Annotated in this window: 21 protein-coding genes and 3 pseudogenes; 5 read left to right on the forward strand and 19 right to left on the reverse strand. The window is 64.4% G+C overall.

Going from position 1 to position 24,666, the window contains the following annotated elements; genetic code table 11:
• Positions 1-148 precede the first annotated feature (148 nt).
• The 4 genes from rplI to rpsF form a co-directional block, all read right to left on the reverse strand.
• Entirely contained in the window at positions 149-601 is a 453-nt protein-coding gene (gene rplI, locus ACQCSV_RS00900; RefSeq protein ID WP_282330324.1) for a 50S ribosomal protein L9, read from the reverse strand.
• Positions 602-618: 17 nt separating this feature from the next.
• Positions 619-858, reverse strand: coding sequence for a 30S ribosomal protein S18 (gene rpsR / locus ACQCSV_RS00905; protein ID WP_003800144.1), 240 nt, complete (start codon positions 856-858; stop codon positions 619-621).
• 128 nt (positions 859-986) lie between these two features.
• Positions 987-1,577, reverse strand: a complete 591-nt coding sequence (locus ACQCSV_RS00910) for a single-stranded DNA-binding protein (RefSeq protein WP_354156521.1) — start codon at positions 1,575-1,577, stop codon at positions 987-989.
• A gap of 73 nt (positions 1,578-1,650) precedes the next feature.
• Positions 1,651-1,956: a 30S ribosomal protein S6 gene (gene rpsF / locus ACQCSV_RS00915; RefSeq protein WP_011693941.1), complete on the reverse strand. Its 306-nt coding sequence runs from the start codon at positions 1,954-1,956 to the stop codon at positions 1,651-1,653.
• A 592-nt stretch (positions 1,957-2,548) separates the two neighbouring features.
• On the opposite strand from rpsF, the gene ACQCSV_RS00920 reads away from it, so the two are divergent.
• The 3 genes and pseudogenes from ACQCSV_RS00920 to ACQCSV_RS00930 all read left to right on the forward strand — a co-directional run bounded on the left by ACQCSV_RS00920 (position 2,549) and on the right by ACQCSV_RS00930 (position 8,010).
• Positions 2,549-5,242 (forward strand): AAA family ATPase, encoded by a 2,694-nt coding sequence (locus ACQCSV_RS00920; RefSeq protein WP_426939009.1) that lies wholly within the window; start codon positions 2,549-2,551, stop codon positions 5,240-5,242.
• A 455-nt stretch (positions 5,243-5,697) separates the two neighbouring features.
• A pseudogene (locus ACQCSV_RS00925) lies at positions 5,698-6,318 on the forward strand (acetyltransferase).
• 30 nt (positions 6,319-6,348) lie between these two features.
• Entirely contained in the window at positions 6,349-8,010 is a 1,662-nt protein-coding gene (locus tag ACQCSV_RS00930) for a family 16 glycosylhydrolase (RefSeq protein ID WP_354223290.1), read from the forward strand.
• 48 nt (positions 8,011-8,058) lie between these two features.
• Here the strand turns inward: ACQCSV_RS00930 and ACQCSV_RS00935 are convergent, their stop codons facing one another.
• The 10 genes from ACQCSV_RS00935 to ACQCSV_RS00980 form a co-directional block, all read right to left on the reverse strand.
• Complete coding sequence (locus ACQCSV_RS00935; RefSeq protein ID WP_354156289.1) at positions 8,059-9,111, reverse strand: hypothetical protein; 1,053 nt, start codon at positions 9,109-9,111, stop codon at positions 8,059-8,061.
• Positions 9,108-9,323: a hypothetical protein gene (locus ACQCSV_RS00940; protein WP_354156288.1), complete on the reverse strand. Its 216-nt coding sequence runs from the start codon at positions 9,321-9,323 to the stop codon at positions 9,108-9,110. Before ACQCSV_RS00940 ends, ACQCSV_RS00935 begins: the two co-directional genes overlap by 4 nt.
• Positions 9,320-9,661 (reverse strand): hypothetical protein, encoded by a 342-nt coding sequence (locus ACQCSV_RS00945; RefSeq protein ID WP_354156287.1) that lies wholly within the window; start codon positions 9,659-9,661, stop codon positions 9,320-9,322. The genes ACQCSV_RS00940 and ACQCSV_RS00945 overlap by 4 nt, the downstream gene beginning before the upstream one ends.
• A complete protein-coding gene (locus tag ACQCSV_RS00950; protein ID WP_426939010.1) occupies positions 9,658-11,457 on the reverse strand; it encodes a glycosyltransferase in 1,800 nt (599 codons plus the stop codon). Before ACQCSV_RS00950 ends, ACQCSV_RS00945 begins: the two co-directional genes overlap by 4 nt.
• Entirely contained in the window at positions 11,457-12,737 is a 1,281-nt protein-coding gene (locus ACQCSV_RS00955) for a polysaccharide biosynthesis protein (RefSeq protein ID WP_354156285.1), read from the reverse strand. The genes ACQCSV_RS00950 and ACQCSV_RS00955 overlap by 1 nt, the downstream gene beginning before the upstream one ends.
• Entirely contained in the window at positions 12,727-13,557 is an 831-nt protein-coding gene (locus ACQCSV_RS00960; RefSeq protein ID WP_354156284.1) for a glycosyltransferase, read from the reverse strand. Before ACQCSV_RS00960 ends, ACQCSV_RS00955 begins: the two co-directional genes overlap by 11 nt.
• Position 13,558: 1 nt before the next feature.
• Positions 13,559-14,653 carry a hypothetical protein gene (locus ACQCSV_RS00965; protein WP_354156283.1) on the reverse strand — a complete coding sequence of 365 codons (1,095 nt, stop codon included), beginning with the start codon at positions 14,651-14,653 and terminating at the stop codon, positions 13,559-13,561.
• A gap of 64 nt (positions 14,654-14,717) precedes the next feature.
• Positions 14,718-16,976: an Ig-like domain-containing protein gene (locus ACQCSV_RS00970; protein ID WP_354156282.1), complete on the reverse strand. Its 2,259-nt coding sequence runs from the start codon at positions 16,974-16,976 to the stop codon at positions 14,718-14,720.
• Positions 16,973-17,944, reverse strand: a complete 972-nt coding sequence (locus ACQCSV_RS00975) for a glycosyltransferase (protein ID WP_354156281.1) — start codon at positions 17,942-17,944, stop codon at positions 16,973-16,975. Before ACQCSV_RS00975 ends, ACQCSV_RS00970 begins: the two co-directional genes overlap by 4 nt.
• Before the next feature lie 28 nt (positions 17,945-17,972).
• The gene (locus ACQCSV_RS00980; RefSeq protein WP_354223274.1) at positions 17,973-18,824 is read right to left on the reverse strand and encodes a glycosyltransferase family 2 protein; all 852 of its coding nucleotides are present in this window, start codon (positions 18,822-18,824) and stop codon (positions 17,973-17,975) included.
• An 801-nt stretch (positions 18,825-19,625) separates the two neighbouring features.
• Here ACQCSV_RS00980 and ACQCSV_RS00985 point away from each other — a divergent pair.
• Entirely contained in the window at positions 19,626-19,802 is a 177-nt protein-coding gene (locus ACQCSV_RS00985) for a DUF7594 domain-containing protein (protein WP_426939502.1), read from the forward strand.
• A 275-nt stretch (positions 19,803-20,077) separates the two neighbouring features.
• The gene (locus tag ACQCSV_RS00990; protein WP_426939011.1) at positions 20,078-20,401 is read left to right on the forward strand and encodes a family 16 glycosylhydrolase; all 324 of its coding nucleotides are present in this window, start codon (positions 20,078-20,080) and stop codon (positions 20,399-20,401) included.
• Between the two features lie 200 nt (positions 20,402-20,601).
• Here the strand turns inward: ACQCSV_RS00990 and ACQCSV_RS00995 are convergent, their stop codons facing one another.
• The 5 genes and pseudogenes from ACQCSV_RS00995 to ACQCSV_RS01015 form a co-directional block, all read right to left on the reverse strand.
• Positions 20,602-21,945, reverse strand: coding sequence for a M18 family aminopeptidase (locus ACQCSV_RS00995; RefSeq protein ID WP_354156278.1), 1,344 nt, complete (start codon positions 21,943-21,945; stop codon positions 20,602-20,604).
• A gap of 10 nt (positions 21,946-21,955) precedes the next feature.
• Positions 21,956-22,249 (reverse strand): annotated as a pseudogene (locus tag ACQCSV_RS01000) (3,4-dioxygenase subunit beta); the annotation flags it as partial.
• Positions 22,189-22,734, reverse strand: a pseudogene (locus tag ACQCSV_RS01005) (sensor histidine kinase); the annotation flags it as partial. The pseudogenes ACQCSV_RS01000 and ACQCSV_RS01005, both read right to left, overlap by 61 nt.
• A gap of 65 nt (positions 22,735-22,799) precedes the next feature.
• Positions 22,800-23,687 (reverse strand): ABC transporter permease, encoded by an 888-nt coding sequence (locus ACQCSV_RS01010; RefSeq protein WP_354156277.1) that lies wholly within the window; start codon positions 23,685-23,687, stop codon positions 22,800-22,802.
• 14 nt (positions 23,688-23,701) lie between these two features.
• Positions 23,702-24,664 (reverse strand): ABC transporter ATP-binding protein, encoded by a 963-nt coding sequence (locus ACQCSV_RS01015; protein WP_354156276.1) that lies wholly within the window; start codon positions 24,662-24,664, stop codon positions 23,702-23,704.
• Positions 24,665-24,666: the final 2 nt, after the last annotated feature.

A 24,666-nucleotide genomic window follows, 5' to 3' on the forward strand; every position in this document is an offset into this window, starting at 1 on the left:
AAGGACTTTGTCCACATAATCAGCGGCTACGGCAGAATTATGGCAGAGCTGCCCAATCCCTGACCTCGGTGTGAGGCACAGAAAAACCCCGTTGCCGGTGACGGCAACGGGGTTTTTCATGCAGTTTCAGGCTGCCTAGCCGGAAAGGCTACTTGCCTGCGACTACGTTGAGCTCGATCACAGCGGCAACGTCAGCGTGAAGGCGGACGTTGGCCTGGTAGGAACCAACCGACTTGATGTGAGTCGGCAGTTCAACCTTGCGCTTGTCGATTTTGCCAAGGCCAGCGGCCTCAACAGCGTCGGCGACGTCGGCCTGCTTGACGGTGCCGAACAGGCGTCCGGTCTCGCCAGCCTTGACGACGAGCTTGACCGGCTTGGCGGAGAGTGCAGCGGCCTGCTTCTGAGCGTCTTCCAGGGAAGCGTGCTCGCGGGCGGCGCGGGCAGTCTTGATGGACTCAACCTGCTTCTCGCCACCCTTGGACCAGGTCAGGGCGAAGTTGCGGGGCAGCAGGTAGTTACGTGCGTAACCGTCCTTGACCTCGACAACGTCGCCAGCGGCACCAAGACCGGTTACTTCGTGGGTCAGAATGAGCTTTGCCATGTTACTTAATCCCTTCCCTAACCGCGGCCAGCGCCGGAGTAAGGCAGCAGTGCAACTTCGCGGGCGTTCTTGATTGCCTGGGCGATTTTGCGCTGTTCCTGCACCGTGACGCCAGTGACGCGACGGGCGCGGATCTTTCCGCGGTCGGAGATGAACTTGCGCAGCAATGCTACGTCCTTGTAGTCGATGACAGTGATGTCAGCGGCCTTCAAGGGGTTGGACTTTGGTTTGGGCTTACGGAGTTCAGCCTTAGCCATCGTGGAGCTCCTATTCTATGGAGCCCGTGGATATTGATCCACGGGATGGTGGTGGTCCGACGGCGGCAGTCACGTCCGGTGCCTTGCGGCACTTTCGGTGGTCCCGGCGTCGGGCCTAAATGATTGGTTTAGAAGGGAGGTTCGGAATCGGGGCCGTTGCCCCAGCCGCCGCCTGCGTTGGAGACACCGGGCGTTGCCCAGGGATCCTCCTGTGCAGCGGGCTGGTTGCCGCCACCGAAGCTTCCACCGGAGTTGCCGCCCTGGTTTCCACCAGAGTTGCCGCCTCCGAAGCCACCGCCGCTGTTGCCGCCGAAGCCACCCTGCGCGCCGTTTCCGGCACCCCCACCGCCGGAGCGCTGGGTGCGGTTGACCTTGGCATTGGCGTAACGCAGGCTCGGGCCGATTTCATCGACTTCGAGCTCCATAACGGTGCGCTTTTCGCCTTCTTTTGTTTCGTAGGAACGGCTCTTCAAACGGCCGGAAACAATCACGCGCATGCCCTTGGTGAGGGACTCGGCAACGTTCTCGGCTGCTTCACGCCATACCGCCGCGCGGAGGAACAGGGTTTCCCCGTCCTTCCACTCATTGGACTGGCGGTCAAAGGTGCGCGGGGTGGAAGCGATGGTGAAGTTCGCTACTGCCGAACCTGACGGTGTGAACCGCAATTCCGGGTCATTGGTGAGATTACCGATGACCGTAATAGTGGTTTCGCCTGCCATCTACTGCCTCCTTGTTCGATCCTGGGTGAAGAATTCGATCCTGCGGGGTAAAGAATGAAAATTGGAGCTGAAGTTACTCAGCAACAACCTTCTGCTCTTCGGGGCGGGTGATCTTGGTGCGCATGATGGTCTCGTTAAGAGACAACTGGCGGTCAAGTTCCTTGGCGGTGTCCGGCTTGGCGGTGAAGTTCACCACGGCGTAGATACCTTCGGACTTCTTCTTGATCTCGTAAGCCAGCCGACGACGGCCCCAGATGTCAACCTTTTCGATGGTTCCACCATCGTTGGTGATGACGTTCAGGAACTTCTGAAGCGACGGCTCAACGGTACGCTCTTCGACCTCGGGGTCGATGATTACCATCAATTCGTAAGGACGCATATGTGAACCCACCTCCTTTGGGCTAAGCGGTTACGGCATTTCCGTAACAGGAGGTTCATTTGCGATGCCGTGCGATGCCCGGCCAACAAAACGGAGGCAGGGCGCAGCACAGACTTCAATATCTTAGTGCATTTGAACCGGATAGGCGATTCGCGCTTGACACAAGGCTAAGCGTTCCTGGGACGGGCGCGGAAGCCGGGGGCGCCGCTATGTGGAAAACCCACCAACGGTCTAACCCGGGCATCGCGTCCCGTCACGCCAGGCATACTTTTGGACCGCCCGACGTCGTGCTTCCGTGCCATTGCGCGGAACCGCGGCGGCAGGAGCGCCAAAAGGGGTGCTCCGCGTGACGCGCATGGTGGCAAGTAGGAAACGACACCAGCTAGGTATTGTACTTAGGGCGTTGCGGCCGTAATTACTGTGGTGCAGCGAACCCGGCGCGGCTATATTGGCATCCAACGGCTGGGTACCGTGCTGGACGCAACGCCGCGGCCAGGAAACCGGCCCGAACGATCAGGAAAATGACCGGACGGGCCTCGTCAACTTGAAGCTCAAGCGGTATTGGTCTCCTTCTTCGATGGATGGGGACCACATGTCTTTAATAGGCCGAAGCGAGGAGTTGGACCGAATCCTTTCTGTGATCCGAGGGCCCCAGGAATCCGCCCTGACGGTTGTGGGCCGGCGCGGCGCGGGAAAATCCGCGCTGCTGTCCGAAATCCCTCGGCTCTCGGATTACCGGACAATTTTTCTGCGGGCCAGCGCGTCGGAATCCGATTGGCGGCTTTCGGGCCTCACTGCCCTCCTGACAGGAATCGATGACCCCGCCCTCAACCGGTTCACCGACGAACTGCTCCGCGATTCCACCGGGGCAATGGACGTTCCCACCGTATCCACGATGCTGCTTGACGGGTTGCACCAGCGCGCGTCCTCCCGGACAGTGATCGTCATCGACGACGCAGACCAGCTGGACCCCAGTAGCCAGGCTGTGATCGGATACCTGGCCCGGCGCCTGTCAGGAACGGACATGACACTGTTCATCAGCGTCCGGGAGGAGGCGGGGGACAGCCCGTTCACAAGCCTGCCTTCACTGACGCTGAGGGCCATGAGCTACAACCACACTGTCCGGATGCTGGAGTCGATTCCGGCGCGGCAGACCGCCGCGGCGGCGGTCCACGCGGTTGCCGCGGCAACTCAGGGCAACCCTCTCGCCGCCGTCGAACTTTACACCTGCCTGCTTGAACGCCAGGCCGAGGGGAAGTACGCCCTCCCGGTTCCCTTTCCCTGCAAGGGAAGCTTTGAATCGGAGTTCGCCGCCACAGTCGGAGGGCTGACGCCTTTTGCACGGCACGTCCTGGACCTGCTTTCACTGTCCTGCCGGAGCGACATCGCAACGCTGGAAAAGGTTTACAGCGATTTGTGGCCCGGAATCGATGAGCTGCTGGCCTGCGGCATGGCCAGCAGGACCGGGCCGTATCTCCTGATCCAGGACCAGTTGCTCCGTGGATACGTCTTTGCAGCCATGACACCGACGGTGCGGACAGCCAATCACCGCGCCATGGCTGAAGCAGCAGCCGAAACGGACCCTTATGCCCGCAGGTGGCACCTGAGCTTTACTTCGCTGGAGCGCCAGACGCCGTTTGGCCTCCTCCGGTTTGCCGTGGACCTCGTCCGCAGCGGGGAAGTTGCCTTTGCCGTGGAATACATTGAACGTGCCCTTACTATCAACCCCTGGGAAGCGGAAACTGCCGCCCGCCTCGCCAATGTGGCCGAGCTGCTGTTCAACAGGGGCGAATTTGTCTACGCCAAGCGCTATCTTGAATGGGCGCAGCGGGTAACGCGAAACCCCGCGCTGATCCTTCGCCTGACCGGCCTTGCCTTCGAAATCCAGTTCATCCAAGGTACCGCCGTGCGCCCCAGCATGGTGCTCCGCCTGGTCAAGGACTTCGGGCAGCACGATCCTGCGTTCGCCGCTAACCTGCTGGCCGTCGGCTCGCTCTACTATGCGGAACGCTGGGAGCTGGAGGATGCCGTCGGCCTCCTGCGGTACGCCGACCGGTTCCAGGACTCCGCTTCCGCGGACTGCCTGATGGTTGCGGGCCGCGCCAAGCTGCTAATCGAGGCAATCGGCGGAAACACGGAGCACGTCCACCACAAGTGCGACGCCGTTGGCGGCGCGAGAGTGGCAACCCTCCTGGTGCAGGGCCGCGCCCTGAGCTACGCCGAACACTACGGGCTCGCCAAGGAGGCCTTCGCCGTGGTCCGGCATTCTGTTGAGGCGAGCAACATCAACTGGCGTGAAACCGCAGACTTCCTTGCCGTTGACAACGAGATCCGCGCTGGCAACGTCCGGACAGCGGTCAAACTGATCGAAGACCTCGAACTCTCTGAACCCGAGACCAAATATCACCGCGGAATGCGCCATATCTTCCGGGTTTGGCGGGCCCACGCGCTCGGCGACGAAGCGCTGGCGCGCGTTTACGTGGCGCAGGCGCAGTATTTTTCCAGTGCGGAGAGCCACCTGGCCACCACTGCCCAGCTGGCCGCCTGCCAGGGACATTTTGCCCTCATGCGGGGCAACCTTGCGGAATCATTCGCGCAATTGTCCCGGGCTGTGGAGATCGGCATGTCCTTCGGCAACCCCACGCTCCTGCGCTGCGAGGCAGACTTAGTGGAGGTCCTGGTCCGGCTGGGGCGGCACAGGGAAGCAACCCAGACGCTTTTCCGCCTGGAGAGCCGCGCGGTAGGACTGAGGTCCCCGTGGCTCATGACAGCCGTCGCCCGGAGCCGCGCTATGCTGGCCGACGGCGAACAGTCCCTCCAGCTGTTCAGCCATGCGCTGGAGAGCAGGAACGCCCACGAATCCGTCCTCGAACGGGCCAGGACGCTGCTCTGCTATGCGGAGCGGCTGAAAGCCTTTGGCCGCCTGCGTGATGCCCGGGACGGCCTGCTGCGTGCGAAAGTGATGTTTGATGAGGCCGGCGCAGATGCCTGGACCCAGCACGTCGATTCCTTGTTACTGGACGAGCGGGTGGAGCCAGCCCGCACGGGCGGCAACCCCGCCATGCTGATACTCGCCGACCACGAAAAGGCGTTGGCACAGATGGTGGCCCGGGGCCTCCGCAACAAGGAAATCGCGGCCACTCTGTACGTCTCAGTCCGCACGGTGGAAGTGCGTCTTACCGCGATCTACCGGAAGCTCGGAGTGGAATCACGTGCCCAACTCACGGCCCTCGCAGCAGGCAAGGAAGCCGCGGCACGGGAGCCGTACGTCCTGCCTGTCCTCTAGGACGAAACCCGCCGGACAGTTTCCACAGCGTTCCCGTCCCGCACCCACAGAGCACGCTCGTTTCCCTGCCAAAGCCGCGGGCGCCGGACTAATGTGGCAGCACGGGCAACACTCGGGGAAAGAAAGTGACATGAGGATCTTCGCCAATCCGTTCCAAGTCCCCACCCCCCGGCAACCGATCCGGAAACTCAGAATCGCCGTCGTCGGGACTGGACACTGGGGGACCAACCTGGCCCGCAACCTGCATGCGAGCCCGGACTGGCAAGTCGCAGCCATATGAACCGCGCCAGCAAACTAGCTGCCACGCTGGGGGGACATTCCCGCGATGGACGTGCGTCACGCCGTCGCGGGCTTAGCGATAGGACCCCGATACTCCCCGTCTTCCACGAACTGGATATCGACGAAATGAACCGCATCATCGCCAGCATCCGGGCCGCCACCGGTGAGGTTGGCGCGTGAGCGAACTCATCCTGCTCCCCGCCAGCGGACTGGCCCGGGAAGTGTTGACCATGGTGCGCAGCAGCGGCCAGTACGACGCACTCGGGTTGCTGGATGACGACGAGGAATTATCCGGCACATCGGTGGACGGCGCCCCGGTGCTCGGCACCATTTAAGATGCAGGGAAATTCACCCATGCCCTGCTGTTTGTGTGCCTCGATTCCGGCAGCGCCCGTGAGTCCGTGGTGGAACGGCTGACTGAACTGGGCCACACAGAGAGCCGCTACGCCACTGCCATCGACCCCATCGTCCGGCCCCCGGAGGGCTGCCGGATAGGCAGGGGCAGCATCCTGCTGCCGAACGTCACCCTGACGGCGTCTGTCACCCTCGGGGAGCATGTTGTTGTCATGCCGGGGGTCACGTTCACGCACGACGACGACGTGGCGGACTTCTCTACCTTCACAGCTGGAGTTTCCCTGGGCGGGGGCGTGCGGATAGGGCGGGCAGCGTACCTGGGCATGAACTCAAGCGCGCGGGAACGGACGTCGGTGGGAACCTACGCCACGATCGGAATGGGGGCTGCCATATTGAGCAACGTCCCGGACGGTGGCGCTGCCGGCCCTCTCATGAGATTCTGACGTATGCATAGACACTTGGTCGCCCTTGGGGTGGCGGCAATCTTCCTGGCCGGCTGCTCGGCCCCTTCACCTCAACCGGAAGTAACGACGGCGGCGCCGACCGCCACTTCAGCATCAGCCACGCCGACCCCTACTACGCCAACGACGGGATCTGCCGCGACAGATCTGAACTGGGGCACGCCGACCGCTGGCGATGAGTTCGACTACACCGGCGCACCGGACGCCTCGAAATGGTCCGTCTACAACAGTGTGGGGCACGCGGGGAAAGGCATCCGGAGTCCCCAGCAGGCCACGGTAGACGGTTCCAAAATGGTCATTACCGGGACACCGGACGGCACGACCGCTGGAATGAGCGCGAAGTTTGCGCGCCAGAAGTACGGCCGGTGGGAGGTCCGCGCGGCCGGGTCCGGTGACAATGAGTACCATATGGTGTCGATCCTGTGGCCGGATAGCGGGAATTGGCCGTGTGATGGAGAAGTTAACTACGCTGAGACTTTGGGTGACTGGAACGTCATCAAGTTCTTCCACCACCATGGATGTGGGAACAAGTTGACGTCGGCGGCCAAGGCTCTGGACGTTAGCCAGTTCCACAACTACGCGGTTGACTGGTCCCCGAATGGGATGGTCGGCTACGTCGATGGGGTGAAGTGGTTTGAGGACAACGACCCCGCGCACCAGCCTCCCGGTCCGATGCACCAGACGCTACAACTGGACTGGTTCCCAGACGACACTGCTAACGGCGCTGGCGAGATGCGAGTGGATTGGGTTCGCGTCTATGCGGCTGCCAGTGATACTCCCCCGCCGGCGTCATCAGGTGAGTCGTTTGATTTCGCCGCCACCGGGGATATAAACCCTGCTGGTAACACGTCGGCCACGTCGCACAGTGGTAAGAACGCGGCTAGCATCATCGCCGGTCTCAACGACGGTTCGCTGGACAACTTCCTAGCGCTCGGGGATTTCCAGTACGACGAGGGCACCTGTTCCGCGCTCGGGTCATACAACCGGTTGTGGGGTCCGGCGAAGGCCAAGACGTACTGGACCACTGGACCGAATCATGATGTTGAACCCGGCAAGAATGACGACGTTGACCGGTACATGGATGGGCAGTGCGTGTCCACGGAGAAGAGCGCGACGAACTCCGATCTTGGACGGTTCCAAGACGCTCTCGACTGGTATTCGTTCGACAAAGGCAACTGGCACATTCTTGTAGCGCCTACGGCCACATGGCGTTATGACGCTACGCGGGCGCAGGCGATGACCTCGGAGATGGATGCCAACCTGAAAGCGGCGAAGACCGCTGGAAAGCATCTGGCGGTTATCTACCATGATCCGTATTTCACCAGCAACACGTCGAGCCACACGCGCTTCTCTCAGGCGAAGCCGTGGATTGACGTGTTCTGGGAGAACCGCGTTCGTGTGCTGCTGTCCGGCTCTCAGCACAATTACGAGCGGACCTGCCCGATTAACAACGCGGACCAGTGCGTTGCGGACGGGATGCAACAATTTCAGGTGTCCACTGGTGGAATCGGCCTCCGGGAGTTCACCAGTAACCCCTCTTATGTGCAGCGGAAATTTAGCGACACATGGGGTCACCTACGGATGAGCCTCAAGGCTGACGGCTCTTACACCTGGGAATTCCGTCCCGTTTCCGGCGGAATGCAGACTGACAGCGGGGCTCGAAGCCCTGGCTAATTCATCGGTTCCGATCACCGCCGGTTAGCGCGTTGACACGCGCACGGCTCAGCCACCGTCCGGACGCCAGTACCGCAGCCCGCCGCTGGTGGTGCCGTCGCGGGCGACGTCGACCACGGCGTACGGGAACGCCCGAGGGTCCGACTGGTCAGGTCCGCGGCCGCGGACTTCCGAAGACCACGTGCCGGTGTTGACGTACCTGGTGGGGCACGCCTCGAGCGCCGACTCTAGGGCCCGGTGGGTGTGGCCCGAGACGTACCAAGCCACCCCGGAACCGTGCGCCTCCAGGGTACGTGCGAACCGGCCCGCTGCAGCAGGTGCCTCCTCGCCGGTGACTCTGCGCCCGGCGGCCGCGAGCACCATACGGGTCGCTGCGACCGGGAGCGCCGATACCGTCCGGAACCGGGACAGGCGCGCCAGGTCCCGAACGGCCACCCCGTCGAGCGCGAGCCGCAGTGACTCGGTCTGCAACAGCTCGTCGTACGCGGGCTCCCGGACGCGGCGTTCCGCCCGCTCGGACGCCAGGCAGGCCCGGGCAACGGCCCCGGCACGGCTCAGGCGCGACTTCGACGGATGGGCGTTCCAGGCGGCGAGCGGTGGCAGGTTCAGCTCGTCGGTGCCGTTGACCGCCGCGCGGAGCACCTCTGGCATCCGGTGCAGCGCGTGGTGCTGGTGCCCGTGCTCAGCCACGAGCACGTCGGGCACGTGCAGGAACCACGGGTGTATCCGGACGCGCGAGGGCTCGATGGGTGACAGCAGCGCTGACAGTCGGGCGGCAACCGCGGGCCTGGCCAGCTCCACGTCGTGGTTGCCGCAGACGAAGTGCAGCTCCACGCCGCGCGCCGCACACGCCTTCAGCGCCGAGAACGTGTCGGGGTGGCGGGCAAGAATGGACTCGAGCCGGGCCAGGCTCTCGTCCTGGGCGAACCCAACCAGCTCGAACGTGTCACCGACGAAGGCGACGTGCTGCTGCGGACCGGGTGCTGGGAGCACCTCGCGGCGCAGGAACTCGGGCAGCACTGTGCCAGGGCGCCGGGGGTCGTCGTCCGACGCGCCCAGGTGGAGGTCGCTGAGGAGCCACCACCGCGCCGCGCTGCTCACGTGAGCATTCCCAGCACGCGTGGAAGGAAGAGGAGCAAGTACACCGTCCACATGACTGCGACGACCCTGGGGCTCACTGTTCGGCCGAGGAGCCTCGGGCGTGCGGGCTGTCCGGTTTCCGGTCCGGCGCGTCGGACCTCGAGCGCGATGAGGGTGATGAGCAGGGCGGCAGTCGCCAGCAGTCCCGCCAGGTTGATCATGACGTCGATCATGACGCGGCCTCCTGTCGTGCGCGTGCCAGGCACGCGAGGATGGTGATGACGCCCATCGTGACGACGCACGCCTGCCACGACCACACAGCGAGGTAGAACATTGTCGTGGACACCGCCGTGAGCGTGGCGAGGCCGAGCGCCAGGACAAGCAGCGTGCCGAGCGCGAGGTCGGTCACCGGCGTGAGCCGGGCGAGTGCCTGCCCCGGGAGCAGGACGAGGACGGCTATCGCGGCGACCGCCTGCAGCGGTGTCGGCAGCCCGACGAGCGTCACCAGCGACAGCGCGACAGCCGCGAGACCGAGCGCCACCGTGGGCCGGCGGACGCCGCCGCCGCTCATGGCGCCACCACCCGGTACACGCGTGCGTCGGCGTTGCTGAACGCGAGCTCCACGCCGCTCTGCCTGCTCAGCCACTCCTCCAGTTCGGCGAAGCCGCCCGGGCTGCTCTGGCCAGTGAGTACGAGACTCGCCTCCGACGAGCGCGTAAGCAGCAGGAAGGCGCCTGCGGAATTGCGCCGGGCGTAGTCGTAAACGAGTGGGCCGCACATCGCCGTCGACAAGTCGGACGGGCACAGCTCCTCGATCGTCCGGTACCGGTGTTCGAGGTAGGCCTCGCTGCGCCACGGCGTGGGGTGGGCAGCCGAGATGACCGCCGAGCCCGGGGGCGCTAGACGCTGCGCGGTGGCGACGGCGGCCATCTCGCCGTCGGTGAAGACGTCATACTCGGCGTTGCCGAATCGGCCTGTTATGGTCAGCACGGCCAGCAGGAAGCAGGTGAGCGCAAGGCCGCCCGCCGCGCGGGAGGAGGGGCGTGTGCTCCCGTCCGTGGGAAGCAGGACCGAGCACGCCTGCATGGCGATGAAGGGCAGCGCGAACAGCGAGACGCGGATGAGCATCTCCCCGCCGTACGACTGCACAGGGAAGAGCAGCAGTGGGGTGACGGCGAGGAGGACCACCCGGATGTCGATACGCCCTCTGCGCCAGTCGCGCAACGCCCCCGCCGCGGCGAGCGCCCACAGTATGAGGGTGAGAACGATCCGGAGCTGCACCACAAGCACGTGCCCGGCGCTCCCGCTCACGCGGTCGACGACGTTCGCCGCGATCGCGGTCTGCAGTCCTGCGCCCGCCAGGGGCGGGTGCCCGATGAGGTATGCGCTCGCGGGATAGGCGAGCCAGAGCGCCAGCAGGACTGCAGTGATCAGGGGCAGCCGGCTCGGCCAGACACGACCGCTCAGGGTAAGAGCGGCGATGGCGATGAGCACCAGGAACGGCGTCAGCTGATGGCTTGCGCAGATGACCACGACGAGCAAGAGGGTCCCCGCGAGCGCGCTCACCCGGTGCCCCGGCCGGGGCTCGGCGGGCGAACGGCCTTGCCACCACGCCGCCAGGTCGGCGCGGCGGAAGCCTCGGAACTCGGGGGGCCGCGCGGCCAACGGGCCGATGACCAGCGCGATCACGACGAGGTACAGGAAGAAGCCGAAGGCCTGGGGAGACAGGTAGTCCTGGTCCTGCCAGTTGCCGAGGCAGAAGACCCAGAGCACGAGCCAGCGCCGTCGCGGATCGCTCGTCAGATAGCGCGTCAGCACGCCCAGGGCAGCGAGCCACAGACCCATGTTCAGCACCGGTGCCCACAGGGCAACGGTCACCGGGTCGAGACCGGTCGCCCGGAGCACCGTCGCCAGGAGGGCGAAGAAACCGGGCCAGTTGAAGTACGCGTCGATCTCCGGGTCGATCCCCTCGTTTTGGGAGAGGGCGTCGGCGATGCCAAGATGACGGAACGCGACCTCACCGCGCGGTACGTCTGTAACGAAGGCTGCGGTCCCGAAGAGCACGAGCACGAGCACCACGACGAGCCACAGCATGACCGGGCGGCGCGCCGGGCCCGCGGCATCGCCCCGCAGCGCTACGACGAAGGCGACGTTCAGAAGCAGGACCCCGATCCAGAACGGGTAGGGCAGTACACCGACGAGCCCCACGTCGCTGTTCACTGGCAAGGCCACCGTGGAGGCGGCCCACACGACAAGAGCCAGCGACACGGCTCCCGCCAATGCGCACCACACGTCACGGGACTTCCAGCGTCCTTGGGTGCGTATGGTGCGTATGGTTCGGATGGTCACGTCAAGCCCCCTGGTCATTATGCGTCCTTAGTGATGCGCCGCAGGACGGCGAGCAGCCGGAGGCCGACTGCCCCGGCGCCGATGGAGAGCACCACCAGCCACGCAAGGGCCATGGCGCTGGGGCCGCTGTCTGCGGCCCACAGCGCTGACGCGCAGAGGGCGACTCCGAGCGTCACGCCGACCACGATCGCCTCAGTGTAGCGACCGCGGGCCCGGCACACGGCGTTGTAGGCCTGCAGCACCGCGTACGGCACCAGTCCGGCAGCCAACCAACGCAGGGCGCCAGCGGACGAGTCAGCGTACCGCTCCCCCAGCAGACTGAGCAGCGGGTGGGCGAGGACGACGAGGACGGCGGCACCCAGACCTCCTACGGCGAGCGACCAACGCAGACTCGCCCAGGTGGTCGAGACCAGGCGGTCCGGGTCACGGACGCCCTCGGAGAACTGGACGATGCCCATCAGCATCGGAGCGGAGTAAGCGGCCCAGGCCATCATCCATGCGGGATACCAGTAGGCAGCTGCCTCCGGCGCCACCATGTGCGCGAGCAGGAGCGGCAGCACCAGCCCGGGCGCGCGCTCGGTAAGGGTGAGGAGTTGGTACGGAAGGCCCACCGCCAGCAATGGACGGCCGCGCGCCGAGCGCAAGGACGGTCGTGGCCGGTAGCCGACCAATCTTCGCAGCTGGACCGCACCGACGACGCATGCCACGGCCGTCCCGAGGGTCCAGCAGGCCATCAGCACGTCGGCGGAGGCGCCATGCGCCCCCCAGGCCACGAGCGCCGCAGCCCCGAGTGAGACCCCGCCGCCCAACACGTACCTCAAGGTCGCGCTGGCACCGCGTCCCAACGCGACGAGCGCCTGGTCCAGCACGATGACCAGGGTGCCGGTGACGGCAGCCACGAGGAACGTGAGCCAGAACAGAACCGATACCACGGCCGTGTCCGGCGTTAGGGCCGACTGCAGCACGAGGTAGCCCAGGGCCAGCACGGTGCCGGCGACCCCCACGATGGCGAACGCCGCGTCCAGCACCCGCGCGGGCGGCTCCCCCCGCCCCACCGCGACGATCACGGCCGAGCCCGCACCCAGCACCGCGAGCTGCGTGCAGATCATCACCGCCGCGACAGCGGCCATGGTGAGCCCGACCTCACGGTCGGACGTCGCGCGAGCGGCCACGACCCAGAAGGCGAAACCCGCGCCCGTCTGGGCGGCCTTGCCCACGATGAGGCCAAGCGAGCTGCGCAGGGCGGAGTGCCGGACCGTCGGGGCGTCCGTGACAGCGGTCCCCCGCTCAGCGCTCACGACGCAACCCCTTAGCCAGGCCGGCGTAGTTATACCAGCAGAAAGCGACGTAGTAGCGCAGCCACCGAGGCTGGCCCGCGGCCAGGCTCAAGGCGCTGCCCCGCACTGCCGCGGCGGCGGGCAGCAGCGCCAACCTCGCACCACGCCAGCCGTGCTTGCGGACCATCCGTCCCAGTCCCGTTCCGTCCATAAGGAACTGGTCAAGCGCGAAGTCGAAGTCGTCAGCGGCGAAACGATGCTCAACGAAGACCCGGCTTGACACCGCCGTTTGCAGCCCTGACTCCCGCATCCGCCAACGCAGCTCGATATCCTCCCCCGACTTGAATGAGTCATCGAAACCCACGCCCAGCATCAGGTCACGGTCAACGACCGTCGCCACGAGCCCGAACCAGTTGCGGCTGCGGCCGGTGCGATGATGATGCGCCAGCGCCTGCCCCCAATAGCCCGGTCCAGCGACACTCTCCAGACCGGCCTGGAGGGCGTCGTAGCCGCCCTCCACCAGCTCCGTGAGCAGGTCCGCGACCCCCGTGGGCCCGAACACGACGTCGGAGTCGACAAGCAGGACCCAACGGGTGCTGCTGCTCCGTACACCGAGCGTTCGTGCCCATGGCAGGCCGCGGCCCTCATCACTCAGGACCCGGGCACCGGCCGCGAGGGCGAGGTTGACGGTGTGGTCGGTGGAGCATCCGTCCACCACGATGATTTCGGCGACACCGGACTGACGCAGGGCCTCCAGACAGCGCGGGAGCATGTGCTCCGCGTTGCGGGCCGGAACGACCGCGGTGATCTCGGCAGGGCTGTGACCCTCTGTGTCCCGCATTTCAGACCTCCTCGTCGAGGACCGAGGGCAGCAGCTCCTCAAGATGCCGGACGATGTCATCCGACGCCTCATCCGCCGAGTACACGGAGGGCACCTGCAGCAGGTGGCACGGACGTCCGTCGAGCGCCTTGCTCAACACGAGCCCCTTCGCAGCGAAGTGCTCGCGCCACGGGACGACGGACGTGGCCGCCAGGCCGGTCACGACCCGCTGCGAGAAGCCCGCCATCTCGATGTGGAAGTTGCCGATCATACGGTCAACCATCCAATCGGTCGTCCGCTCGACGATCCGAGACCGGGTGCCCTCGAAGCGCTCGATGTAGACGGCGGCCGCGAGCGGGGCCGAGGTCGTCACTTCCCGCCCCGGGAACGCGGTCCCCGCCTCGACCATGCGGTGCTCCGGCGACCATCGCCGGGAGAAGTCCGCGAGGCGCGGATAACGGATGACGTACGGATGCACCACCGTTGTGAGACGGCCGACGCTCCCCGAGAGCCGTGACGGGACGAGGGGCTTCCGGACACCTTCGAACAGGTGCGGGTAGATGTCCCGGTGGTGCGGCTTGATGAACATCGGCTTCGCGTAGCCGAGCAGCGTGGCGTCTTCGGCGAGGAAGGCCCAGTCATCACCCATGAACGACCACCCCTCACGCCGCATCAGCTTGGCGGCGGTGCTGGTCTTGCCGGTTCCCCCGGCCGCGGGAAGCGCGACCGCGTGACCCCGGTAGGCCATCGTTGCCGCATGGAACATGGCAGCTCCTCGAGCGACCATGGCGGCATCGAGGACAGGGACCACAGAGGTCAACAGTTCACCCGATCCGTGAATGCGCCATTGCTCTGCGTCCCTCACAACCTGGACCCGATCGGCGTTAAAACGCACACTGTTGTCCGTGTACGCCAGCTCGTGCTCGAGCAGACCCGCATCCGGCATCGGCTCCGGCTGGTCATCGACGACGATGTCCGCCGGCCGTTCGATGTCGGTGGCGAAACACGCCAGCATGGTCCGGAGCTGGTGTGCTGCCGGCGCCGTTGCGTCGACGCGGATCGTGACGCGGCCGTGGATGTCGAAGTGCAGTGCCTTCGTCTGGGTCTTGCTCTTCATGATCGTCCCCTGTCTGGGTTGTCGGTGGGATGGGGTTTTTGGGTGGCGGACTGCGGCCCTGGGGTTATTGAGCGCGGAGAGCGACGAGCCAACCGGCCCATTCGCGCAGCGAACCGCTGCTCCACACCCAGGACTTGCTGCCCGAGGAACCGGCGGTTGCCTGAAGGCCATCGTCAAGCTCAGTGCGCTTACCACCAAGGTCATACACTTCCGCCATGTCTGACGGGCCAGCGATCGCGATGGTGGTATTGCTTGAGTTGATGGCGACTGCGCCAACGAGCATAGCTCCGGCGGTCGTTGTGGTGACCCCAGGAACCGAGCCCGTGGATGCAGCGGTGGCAGACGCGGCTACCGAGGCTGTTGTGTCCAACGGAGTTGTGGTGTTCACTCCGGAGTAGCAGCTGATGCCGCCACCGCTAGCGACCGACCCTGCAGTGGTCCACGTGTAGCTGGCAGGTTCGGACGAACCCATGACGTGGTAGTAGCCATACAGATGTGGGTTGGCGATCGACGTAATTGCGGCAAACTGCGTCCAGCCGGTCGGGGCCGCTGAAACGGTCGAGCCGTTGAGCGCCAATGAGGCGACACAGACCTGGCCTGCCGCGGCCGAAGCGGGTTTGGTAATTGTGTGGCTCGTGGTACTCGTGGTGTTAACCAATGTGCTCATGCCTCGGCGCTGAATCCCTGTCTGACCACCCGCGGGAGCCGTGGTGAAGGTCCACGTCTTGTCCGACGCCAGCGCGTTACCGGCAACATCCTTCACCCCACCGGAGCCACCCTTGATCGTCGCCGTGTACGTCGTACCCGGCGCCAGATCCGCACCCGGATTCAACGTCGCAACCTTGCTTGTGCTGTCGTACGACACAACGGCCGGCACCGTCGTCGTCCCCGCCGTCAACGTGAACGTGCTCGACGTGACCGTCGCCGCATCCATCGCCTCCGAGAACGTCCCCGTCACATCCGCCGTCACCGCCACACCCGTCGCACCAGCAGCCGGAGACGTACCCGCCACCGTCGGAGCCGTCGTATCACCACCGATGGGGGGGTCGTAATAGTGCCAGTACCTGCTTGTGGCGTTCACATCGGCGAGCACCAGCAGACCACTGTTGGCCGTGCCCCGCGCCGCACTGTTGAGGTTCTGCTTCGTGGACGTCACGTTGTGGACATACTGGTCGGCGTGCACAATACGAGCCGTCTTCGCGGTGGTGAAGCTGATGTTATTCAGCGGCGAGGACTTCTCGTAGATCGCACCCCCCGAGGTGGTGCAGACACCAGCGTTCGTCGTGCCACTCGGCTTCGGATAGCTAGCGAAGGTACGCAGCATCTGCGTGCTCTCATCAATCAGGACGATCACCCGGTTCGGGCACTCCGACACAGTCGCGATCGGGTAGGCCGACCAGGTCGTACCACTCAGTGCCAACAGCTGGATCAGCGGCTGCGGCGCCGAGGTGAATGAGGTCTTGACGGCGGCGAAAACCCGGCCACCCGAGGAGTCCAGCCACTTCAGGTTCATATGGTCATCACTGCTGCGCTGCCCCGACACCGCCGCCACAGGAGTGGACCAGGCGGTGTTCGACGCTCCATCGACGTGGTAGCTCCAGTACATGCCGTCGGTGGCATCACCGACCTGCCGGCTCCACATCACACCCATCTTGTTCCCGTCGAACGCGATCACAGCCGACGTGTCGTCCACAGACACGTTGCTCAACGCCGCCGGATGCGCGAACGGCGTCCCCCACGTCTTGCCATCCGTGGCAGTGACGTTCAGATAGATCCGGTTCGCCTGCTGCCACGTGGCCCACACCCGACCAGTCGAGTCCTTATCGATGGACAGGGTCTCAACGCGGTAGTTATTGATTTTTGTAGTACTCAGCAGCGAGTACTTCTTTGTACTTGAGTCGTAGCTGTAACGCCGCATCGTCGACGGGAAGTTCGGCTGAGCCGGCAGACCGTCGTTGACGAACTTATAGCTCGCCACAAACAACGTCGTCCCGTCCCACAGCACGTCATGATGGGTGTTCGCCCGCGTCTCCGTCGCCACACCGGTATTGACCCACGAACTCGTCACGGCATTGAACCGGAAGATATGAAAATCCGAGCTGGCGGTGTCCCACAGATTCCCCCACCAGAGCCCGTCATTGAACCATAAGGAATTCGTCTGCCGCTTCGTACCCGTCGGCGTCCCCGTCCCCGAATGCGACGGACCCTCGACCCCAACATCACCCGGAGCGGCCGAAGCCGCCACCGGCACCATCAGAACACCCAGCGCAAGCAGCAGCGCTGTCAGCAGTGCATGGAACCGCAGATTCCGTTCCTGCCTCACTGGACTTCCCTCCACGGTGCGCCCACCAGGGCAGTCCCGGACAGCGGGCGGCCTTTGATGTGGGCGGTCTGCCGGCCGCGCACGTACCCGGCGGCCGTGCACGCGAGGACGGCAATGACAGCTCCCGCACGTCCCAGGCCCTGGGGGTTGTCGCCCCGGCCCCAATCGCGCACTCCCGCAAAAACGGCCCGTGGCAGGACGCTGCGGACGTACCGCCGTTCCGGGCCCAGGGCCCGCTTCCGGCCCACGATCTTGCTGACCTCCGCTTTGGAGATCCCCTCGGACCAGGACCTCGAAAGCATGTATCGCAAGGTGCACCTCTCCGCCGGGACGTGGTGACGCACCAAAGCTGCCGGTTCATAGACGATCCGTGATCCGGGTGAACCCATCCTTGAGCGGATGCAGATCTCTGTCTCCTCGCAACCAAGGGGCAAGATGCCTTGGCGTCCCAGCGAAAGGTTGAAGCCGCCAACCTGGCGCAGGACCTCCAGGCGGAAGGACATGTTTGCGCCGATAACATTCCGGACCTCGGAGGCCACCTTGGGCATTCCACGGTGGCTGCATCCAACGATCCAGTCGAGCTCTTCACCGAAGTAGCCCGGCCGGCCCTTTTCCCACACCGGTTCGACACGCCCGCCGACGGCCAGCACGTCGGGGTCGTCGTACATGGCGAGCAACCGTTCAAGCCAGTCCGCAGCTGCCTCGGCGTCGTCGTCGAGGAAGGCCACAATGTCAGCGTCGGCCAGGCCGACACCGGTATTGCGTGCTCCGGACAGCCCGCGTGGACCGGTGCTCTCAACCACGGTCACGTCATCAACAATTTCCGTTAGCCTCTCGTAGAGGTCCTCGTTGTGGTCAATCACCACCAGGACTTCCTGGGGTGCAACTGATTGGGCCCGGACGGACTCTATGACGTCCAGCAACCAGTCCCAACGCCTTTCGGTGTAGGCACAGATGACAACTGACACGCTCGGTCGTCCAAAACGATCCAGCATGCTAGCCTCCCCGAATAACGGAGAGAACTGTCTGGGGATCAGTAGGCGTCCGCGGAACGCTGACATTTGCGTACGCGTACTTCACCCGCCGGAGGGACTCAGGCCTGGCGCCGGCGGTGGGGGACTCCCACATGGTGCATTCGCGTGCCAGCGTGCCCAGTACGCGCCACCCGTCGCGGAACGTCTGCAGATTCGACGCGCCGGAGATGCGATCCAGCTCCAGGCTGGGAACTTCGGCAATCCGCAGACCGGCCTTAGCCGCACGGACAATCAGCTCGGTCTCAATTTCAAAGCCGTCCGATTCCAACTGCAGGATCTCAAGGCATTCCCGTCGAAACGCTATGTATCCATAGCAGAGGTCGGAGTAATTGCTGTGTAAGACAGCATTGGCTAACCCGGTCAGCGCGCGGTTACCGGCCTTCCTCAGGCGGGTGAGGTCTTCGGACCCTCCCCCGGTGACATGGCGTGAGCCCTTTACGAAGTCGTAATCGTGTTGAAGCGGGGAAACGAACCAGCCAATCTCCTGGGGATCCATGCTGCCATCCGCGTCCAGCATGACGATGATGTCTCCAGAGGCTGCAGCAAACCCGGAGCGAAGGGCCACGCCTTTTCCCTTCCGCTGCTCATTGACGATGACAAGGTTGTCGCGGATGGCTTGGGCTACGCCCACTGTGTTGTCGGTGGAACGGCCATCGACGATCACAACCTCGTCCACATACGAGGGCATACGGCGAAGAACCCACGGAATATTTTTCGCTTCGTTCAAGGTTGGAATGACCACGCTGACTGAAGCCTTGGTGGCCTCGACAGCCGGCATCGCGAATGTAATTGGGAGCTGGGTGGAAATGGACAAATACCTCACCACTTCATGACGTTTGCGGATTAGTCAACGCTCTGCTCGGCTGGGAAGTCGAGCGCGGCTTTGGCGCTTTATCCGGTCATGGTCTGGTCTCTGGCCCCAGCTCTCATTAGCCTTCGACTCTGGCCGTGATGAGAGCCTACGGCCTGCCTGACGCAGAGTCACCAGTAGCAGGTACTCACTTTTGCGCGGTGGGTCAACGCGTTCCTTCACCGAGTACGGGGATTTATCCGCGGGTCAAAATATTAGGTATAGGGGTTATCTTTCAGCCCACATTTTAGGTATAGGGGATTTCAAGCAATCATCACGCCCTGAGTCAAACGCTCGTCACGGCCATGATCGTGGCAGGATCCCTCTTGGCTACTTCCCCGGTGGCGCAGGGGCTGAGCCCGACTACGGGACCCCCAGCCTGAGTTATTTCGGTGTGGCTAACCCGCTTGCCTCGGATAAACCGCAAAGCAAACTGTGGTGGAACAACCGCATGGGACAACGGGTCCAACAAAGATTATTATTCTTTTGATAATGGGGCGGGCTGATGTTCTGGCGTAAACGCGTAGCGGTTGCATCATCCATTCTGGTTGCGTTCGCATCATTACTCCGACAACGGCAAGCGCCGCAACGACGATCTCGCCGACCATGGACACCTACGTACAGGCGGACTGAAGCGACCACCAACTTTGGGGCTAGCGTCCGTTTGTCTACAGAGGGCCGTGCGAACCACTGGCGGAACACCCTCCTACGGTTCATTGTTCAAGTTCCCGCTAGCGAACATGTTGTTTCGGCTAAATTGCGGGCATATCGGAGACATCCACAACTTCCACTGAGTTCGCGGATGTTTACACTACGTCTGGCGGCTGGACCGAGACGGGAGCTACCTGTAATAACGCACCAGCACGCGGGACGTGGCGGAGGAAGGCTGGCGGGTTCGCTGCCGGCTCTTGGGTTGAATGGGATGTTACCAAAGGGCGTTAGCGCAATGGGTGGCGAGCAGAACTTCATGCTGGAAAGCAACGCGCGGAAGTGGATCGGGTTCAAGTCGAAGGAATCTTCGAATTCCGCCCTGCGTCCAAGGCTGGCCGTGACGACCGCGCCTGACACGGTAACACCTACCGAGGCGGCGGTAGTCCATGGTTGGGGCACGCGTGGAACTGGAGACGAGTTCAATTAAGTGGTGCGTTCACAACAGCGCCGGGCATGCTGGTAACGGAACTCGGAGCCCACAGCAGGTCACGGTGGACGGTTCCAAAATGGACATGACTGGAACTCCGGATAGCACGACCGCTGGAATGGGCGCGAAGTTTGCAAACCAGAAGTACGGGCAATCGGAAGTCCGTGCGGCCGGGTCCGGCGATAACGAATACCATATGGTGTCCATCCTGTGGCCGGCTAGTGAGAATTGGCCGGGTGACGGCGAAGTTGACTACGCGGAGACGACTGGCGCCTGGAACGTCATCAAGTACTTCCACCACTACAGTTGCTCAAACTCGCAGACGTCGGCGTCCAAGGCTCTGGACGTTAGTCATTTCCACAACTACGCGGTTGACTGGTCTCCGAATGGGATCGTCGGCTAAGTCGATGGGGTGAAGTGGTTTGAGGACAGCAACTCCGCGCACCAGCCTCTCGGTTCGATGCACCAGACGCTACAACTGGACCGGTTCCGAGACAGCACTGCTAACGGCGCTGGCGAGATGCGAGTGGATTGGGTTCGCGTGTCTGCGGCGGCTGGAACGCCTACAGCTACACCCTGGCCCGACTGCCAGGCGAGAGCCGGCTACGCAGACCCCTTGGCTGCGGTTCGGAAAAACAGTTCCGTGACGGCGGCCAGCCGGTGCGGGTCCTCCACGCCGCAGAGTTCGCGTGCGGAGTGCATCGAGAGCAGGGGAACGCCGACGTCGACAGTCCGGATCCCAAGTCGGGTGGCGGTCAGGGGGCCAATGGTGGAGCCGCAGGGCATCACGTTGTTGGACACAAATTCCTGGTACGGCACCTTCGCTTCGCCGCACAGCCTGGCCCAGAACGCCGCGCCAGCGGCGTCCGTTGCGTACCGCTGGTTGGCGTTGATCTTCAGCAGCAGGCCGCCGTTCAGGACCGGATGGTTGGCCGGATCGTGCCGCTCCGGGTAGTTGGGGTGGACGGCGTGGCCCGCGTCCGCGGAAACGCAGAACGACGCCGCCAGTGCTTGCCGCCGCTGGCTCACCGACGCACCCAGGCCGTCGGAGACCCGCACCAGCACGTCCTCAAGAATGGGTCCGCATGCTCCCGAACGTGAATTCGAGCCGATTTCCTCGTGGTCGAACGCCGCGAGGACGGCGATCGGCGCACCCTTACCCGGGGCACCGGCGGCGGAAGAAGCCGCATGCGCGATAAGCGCCGCGAGCCCGGCGTGCGTCGCGGACAGGTTATCAAGGCGCCCGGAGGCGAAGAACTCCCCGTTGGCCCCGAAAACCGCAGGTGCCTGCGTGTCTGCAATAACGACGTCGTACCCTCCTATCCTGGCAGGATCAACGGAAGCGCCGCCAGGGACTTGCGACGCCAAAACCGCCAGGAGGTCGACGTCGGCGGGATTCCCCAGGCCCCACACAGGGTTCATGTGCCGCTGCTTGTCCAGGGTCAGGCCGTCGTTCACCGCACGGTCAAGGTGGATGGCCAGCTGCGGGAAGCGGAGCATCGGGCCGGTGGCGGTGAGATGTTCGGTGCCGTCCAGCATGACCAGCCGGCCCGCCAGCTGAAGTTCGCGGTCCAGCCAGGAGTTCAGCAGCGGCCCGCCGTAGACCTCCACCCCGGCCTGCAGCCAGCCAAACGCTCCGGTGGTGGGCTTGGGCTTGAGCTTGAACGACGGGGAGTCAGTGTGGGCACCGAGGATATTGAACCCGGTGGTGGGTCCGGCGTCTTCCGGGACCACCCAGGCGATCAGCGCGCCGTCGCGGACCAGGTAGAACGATCCGGCCCCGCCGGCCCAGGGCTCTCGCTCGCCCAGGCCCGTGAACCCGGCCTCATCCAGCCGCCGGGCGGCCTCGTGGACGGCGTGGAAACTCGACGGCGATGCGCTGACGTACGCGCCAAGGTCCTGGATGTGTTCAACGGCACTGGAAGCGGCGGCGGAAGGTGAAGGCATGCTTCCGAGTCTAAATGGTCACATTGAGCCCGGCGGTGTAGCCGGCGCCGGCGGATCCGGTCATGGTGGCCAGCTGGTAAATGCCGCCGTCGTCCCCGAAGACGTTGTCCGACTGCAGCGTGGTGCGGGCCATGTTGCTGACACTGGCCTCGTAGCCGGGAGTGGCATAGACGTCCTCGCAGGCGGCCTTGGTCAGGACGATCTGCGATGCAGCCAGCACCTGACCGGCGGCCGTGGCGTTGCTCATGGACTCGAAGACTTCGAAGTGGATATGCGGCCAGCACCCGGAATAGGCACCGGGAAAGGGACCCTCTGTTTCCTGCGGGATCTCCACGCCGCACTCCGCGATCGCATGTCCGCCAGCGCGGTGCGGCCGGTCCGAGACAGTTCGCCAAGCACCTCGCCGGCGCGGTCGGGACTTTTCCGGACCACGACGGCGGCGCCATCGGAGAGGCTGACCATCACCGTCAGCGAGTGCGCCACGACGTCGTGCATTTCGCGGGCGATCCTGTTGCGTTCGTTGACGGACGCCAGGCTTGCCGTCCGCGCCACCCAGGCGGCGATTTCCTGCTCGTGCTCCCGCCGCTGCCGCACCGAGATGCCGATCCCGGTGGCGATGACGTTGGACAGGGCGATGGTGGCGATGCTGGTCAGGAGGTGGAAATCGCCGGGATTGCCGCCGGCGTCGTGGATGAAGGAACTCTCCATGGGGCCGACGGCGGCCAGCAGGTATAGCAGGGCCAGCGGCGCCGTGGCGGCGGCCATCGCCACCAGCGCGAACCAGCGCGTCGGCCTGACTGGCTTGCGCGTCCCCCACGGTGCCGCTTCGTTCATTCTCTGAGCCGGGTGTCCGCCTAGACGTCGCGTTTCTTGAGCACAATCATGGCCGGAACCAGGAACAGCAGTACGTAGCCCAGGAAAATCAGGCCGCCCTGCCAGGGATCGATGACGCCGTCGGTGTGGCCAATGGACAGGAACCGTCCGCCGGCTTCGCTGGGGAGGTACTGGGGCACGTACTTCCAGAAGTCACCCGGGATGAAGGTCATAAAGCTTGCCGCGATGGACACCACGAAGAACAGGCCTACCAGCACGGTGATGCCGCCGGCGGAGTTGCGGAGCAGCGCGCCGAGTGAGAGGCCGATCAAGGCCACGCCGGCAACGTAGAGTCCGCCCGTGAAGATGCTGTACAGCACGCCGTCCGTGGACCAGTCCAGGTCCAGGCCGAGGCCCTGGAACACCGGCATGGCAATCAGGAACGTGGCCACTGCGGCGATGGTGGTGATGACGTAGGAGATCACGGCGAGCAGGATTGCCTTGGCCACAAAGGCCGGCGTGCGGCGCGGGACGGCGTTCATCGTGGAACGGATCATGCCCGTGGCGTATTCGGACGAGATGAACAGGACGGCCAGCGAGCCCAGGACCAGGATGCCGATCTGCAGGCCGGCATTGGGCAGGTTGTACAGGTCAAAACCAGATCCCGGCGGGAAGGACTGCGCCATCATTTCGGGCGTCAGGGCCTGGCCCTGGTCCCGCGCCCGCCGGGCCATTTCGTCCAGGAAGGAGAACCGGATCAGTACGGCAAGGGCTCCGACGCCGACAATCGCCACCAGGGTCAGGAACAGCAGGATGCGGGTGGACATCAGGGAGAACAGCTTGATCCATTCGGACCGCAGCACACCGCCGAACGTCACTCCCTTGGTGCCAGCGGTGGTGCGGACACGGGAAGTTTGGGTATCAGTCATGGTGGTCATCGTCCTTACTTTCCTGCCGTTGCCGGGGCGGTTTCCGGAGCGAACTCGCCGCCGGGTCCACCGGTCAGGTGTGAGTGGTATTCCACTTCGTCCTTGGTGAGATCGAAGTAGGCGTCTTCCAGAGACGACTGCTGCGGGGTGAGTTCGTAGACGAGGACCCGGTTGTCCAGTGCCACCTGGGCGATCTGGCGCGCGTCCAGGCCCGTCACTTCCAGGGTTTCGGGCTGGTCCTGGTCCACCGTCACGCCATCGCCGGACAGCAGGGCTAAGAGCTGGGTGGCTGCGGACGTGCGGACCAGAGTCTTGACCTGACGGGAGCCCGCAATGATGTCCTGCACGGGGGCGTCCGCAATGATCTTGCCGCGGCCGATCACGATCAGGTGGTCTGCCGTCTGGGCCATTTCGCTCATGAGGTGTGAGGACAGGAAGACGGTCTTGCCCTGCCCGGCGAGGTAGCGGACCAGGTTGCGGACCCACAACACACCTTCCGGATCGAGGCCGTTGACCGGCTCATCCAGGATCAGGGTCTGAGGATCGCCCAGGAGCGCGTTGGCAATGCCCAGGCGCTGGCCCATGCCCAGCGAGAAGCCGCCTGCCTTCTTTCGGGCCACGGCCTCCAAACCGGTCATCTCGATGACTTCATTCACCCGGGATGGGGGGATGTTGTGCGTCGCCGCCATCGCCCGCAGGTGGTTGTAGGCGCTGCGGCTGGTGTGGACCGCTTTGGCGTCCAGCAGCGCTCCGACCTCGTGCAGGGGGGCCTTGTGGTCGGCGTAGTGCAGGCCGTTGACTGTCACCGTGCCCGACGTCGGGCGGTCCAGTCCCATGATCATGCGCATGGTGGTGGATTTGCCGGCACCGTTCGGGCCAAGGAAGCCCGTTACTTGCCCTGCCTTGACGGTGAAGCTGACGCCGTCAACCGCCGTCTTGCTGCCGTAGACCTTGGACAGGCCGGTTGCCTCAATCATGG

This window comes from Pseudarthrobacter sp. S3, from assembly GCF_050156905.1.
In the GTDB taxonomy this organism is placed as follows: domain Bacteria; phylum Actinomycetota; class Actinomycetes; order Actinomycetales; family Micrococcaceae; genus Arthrobacter.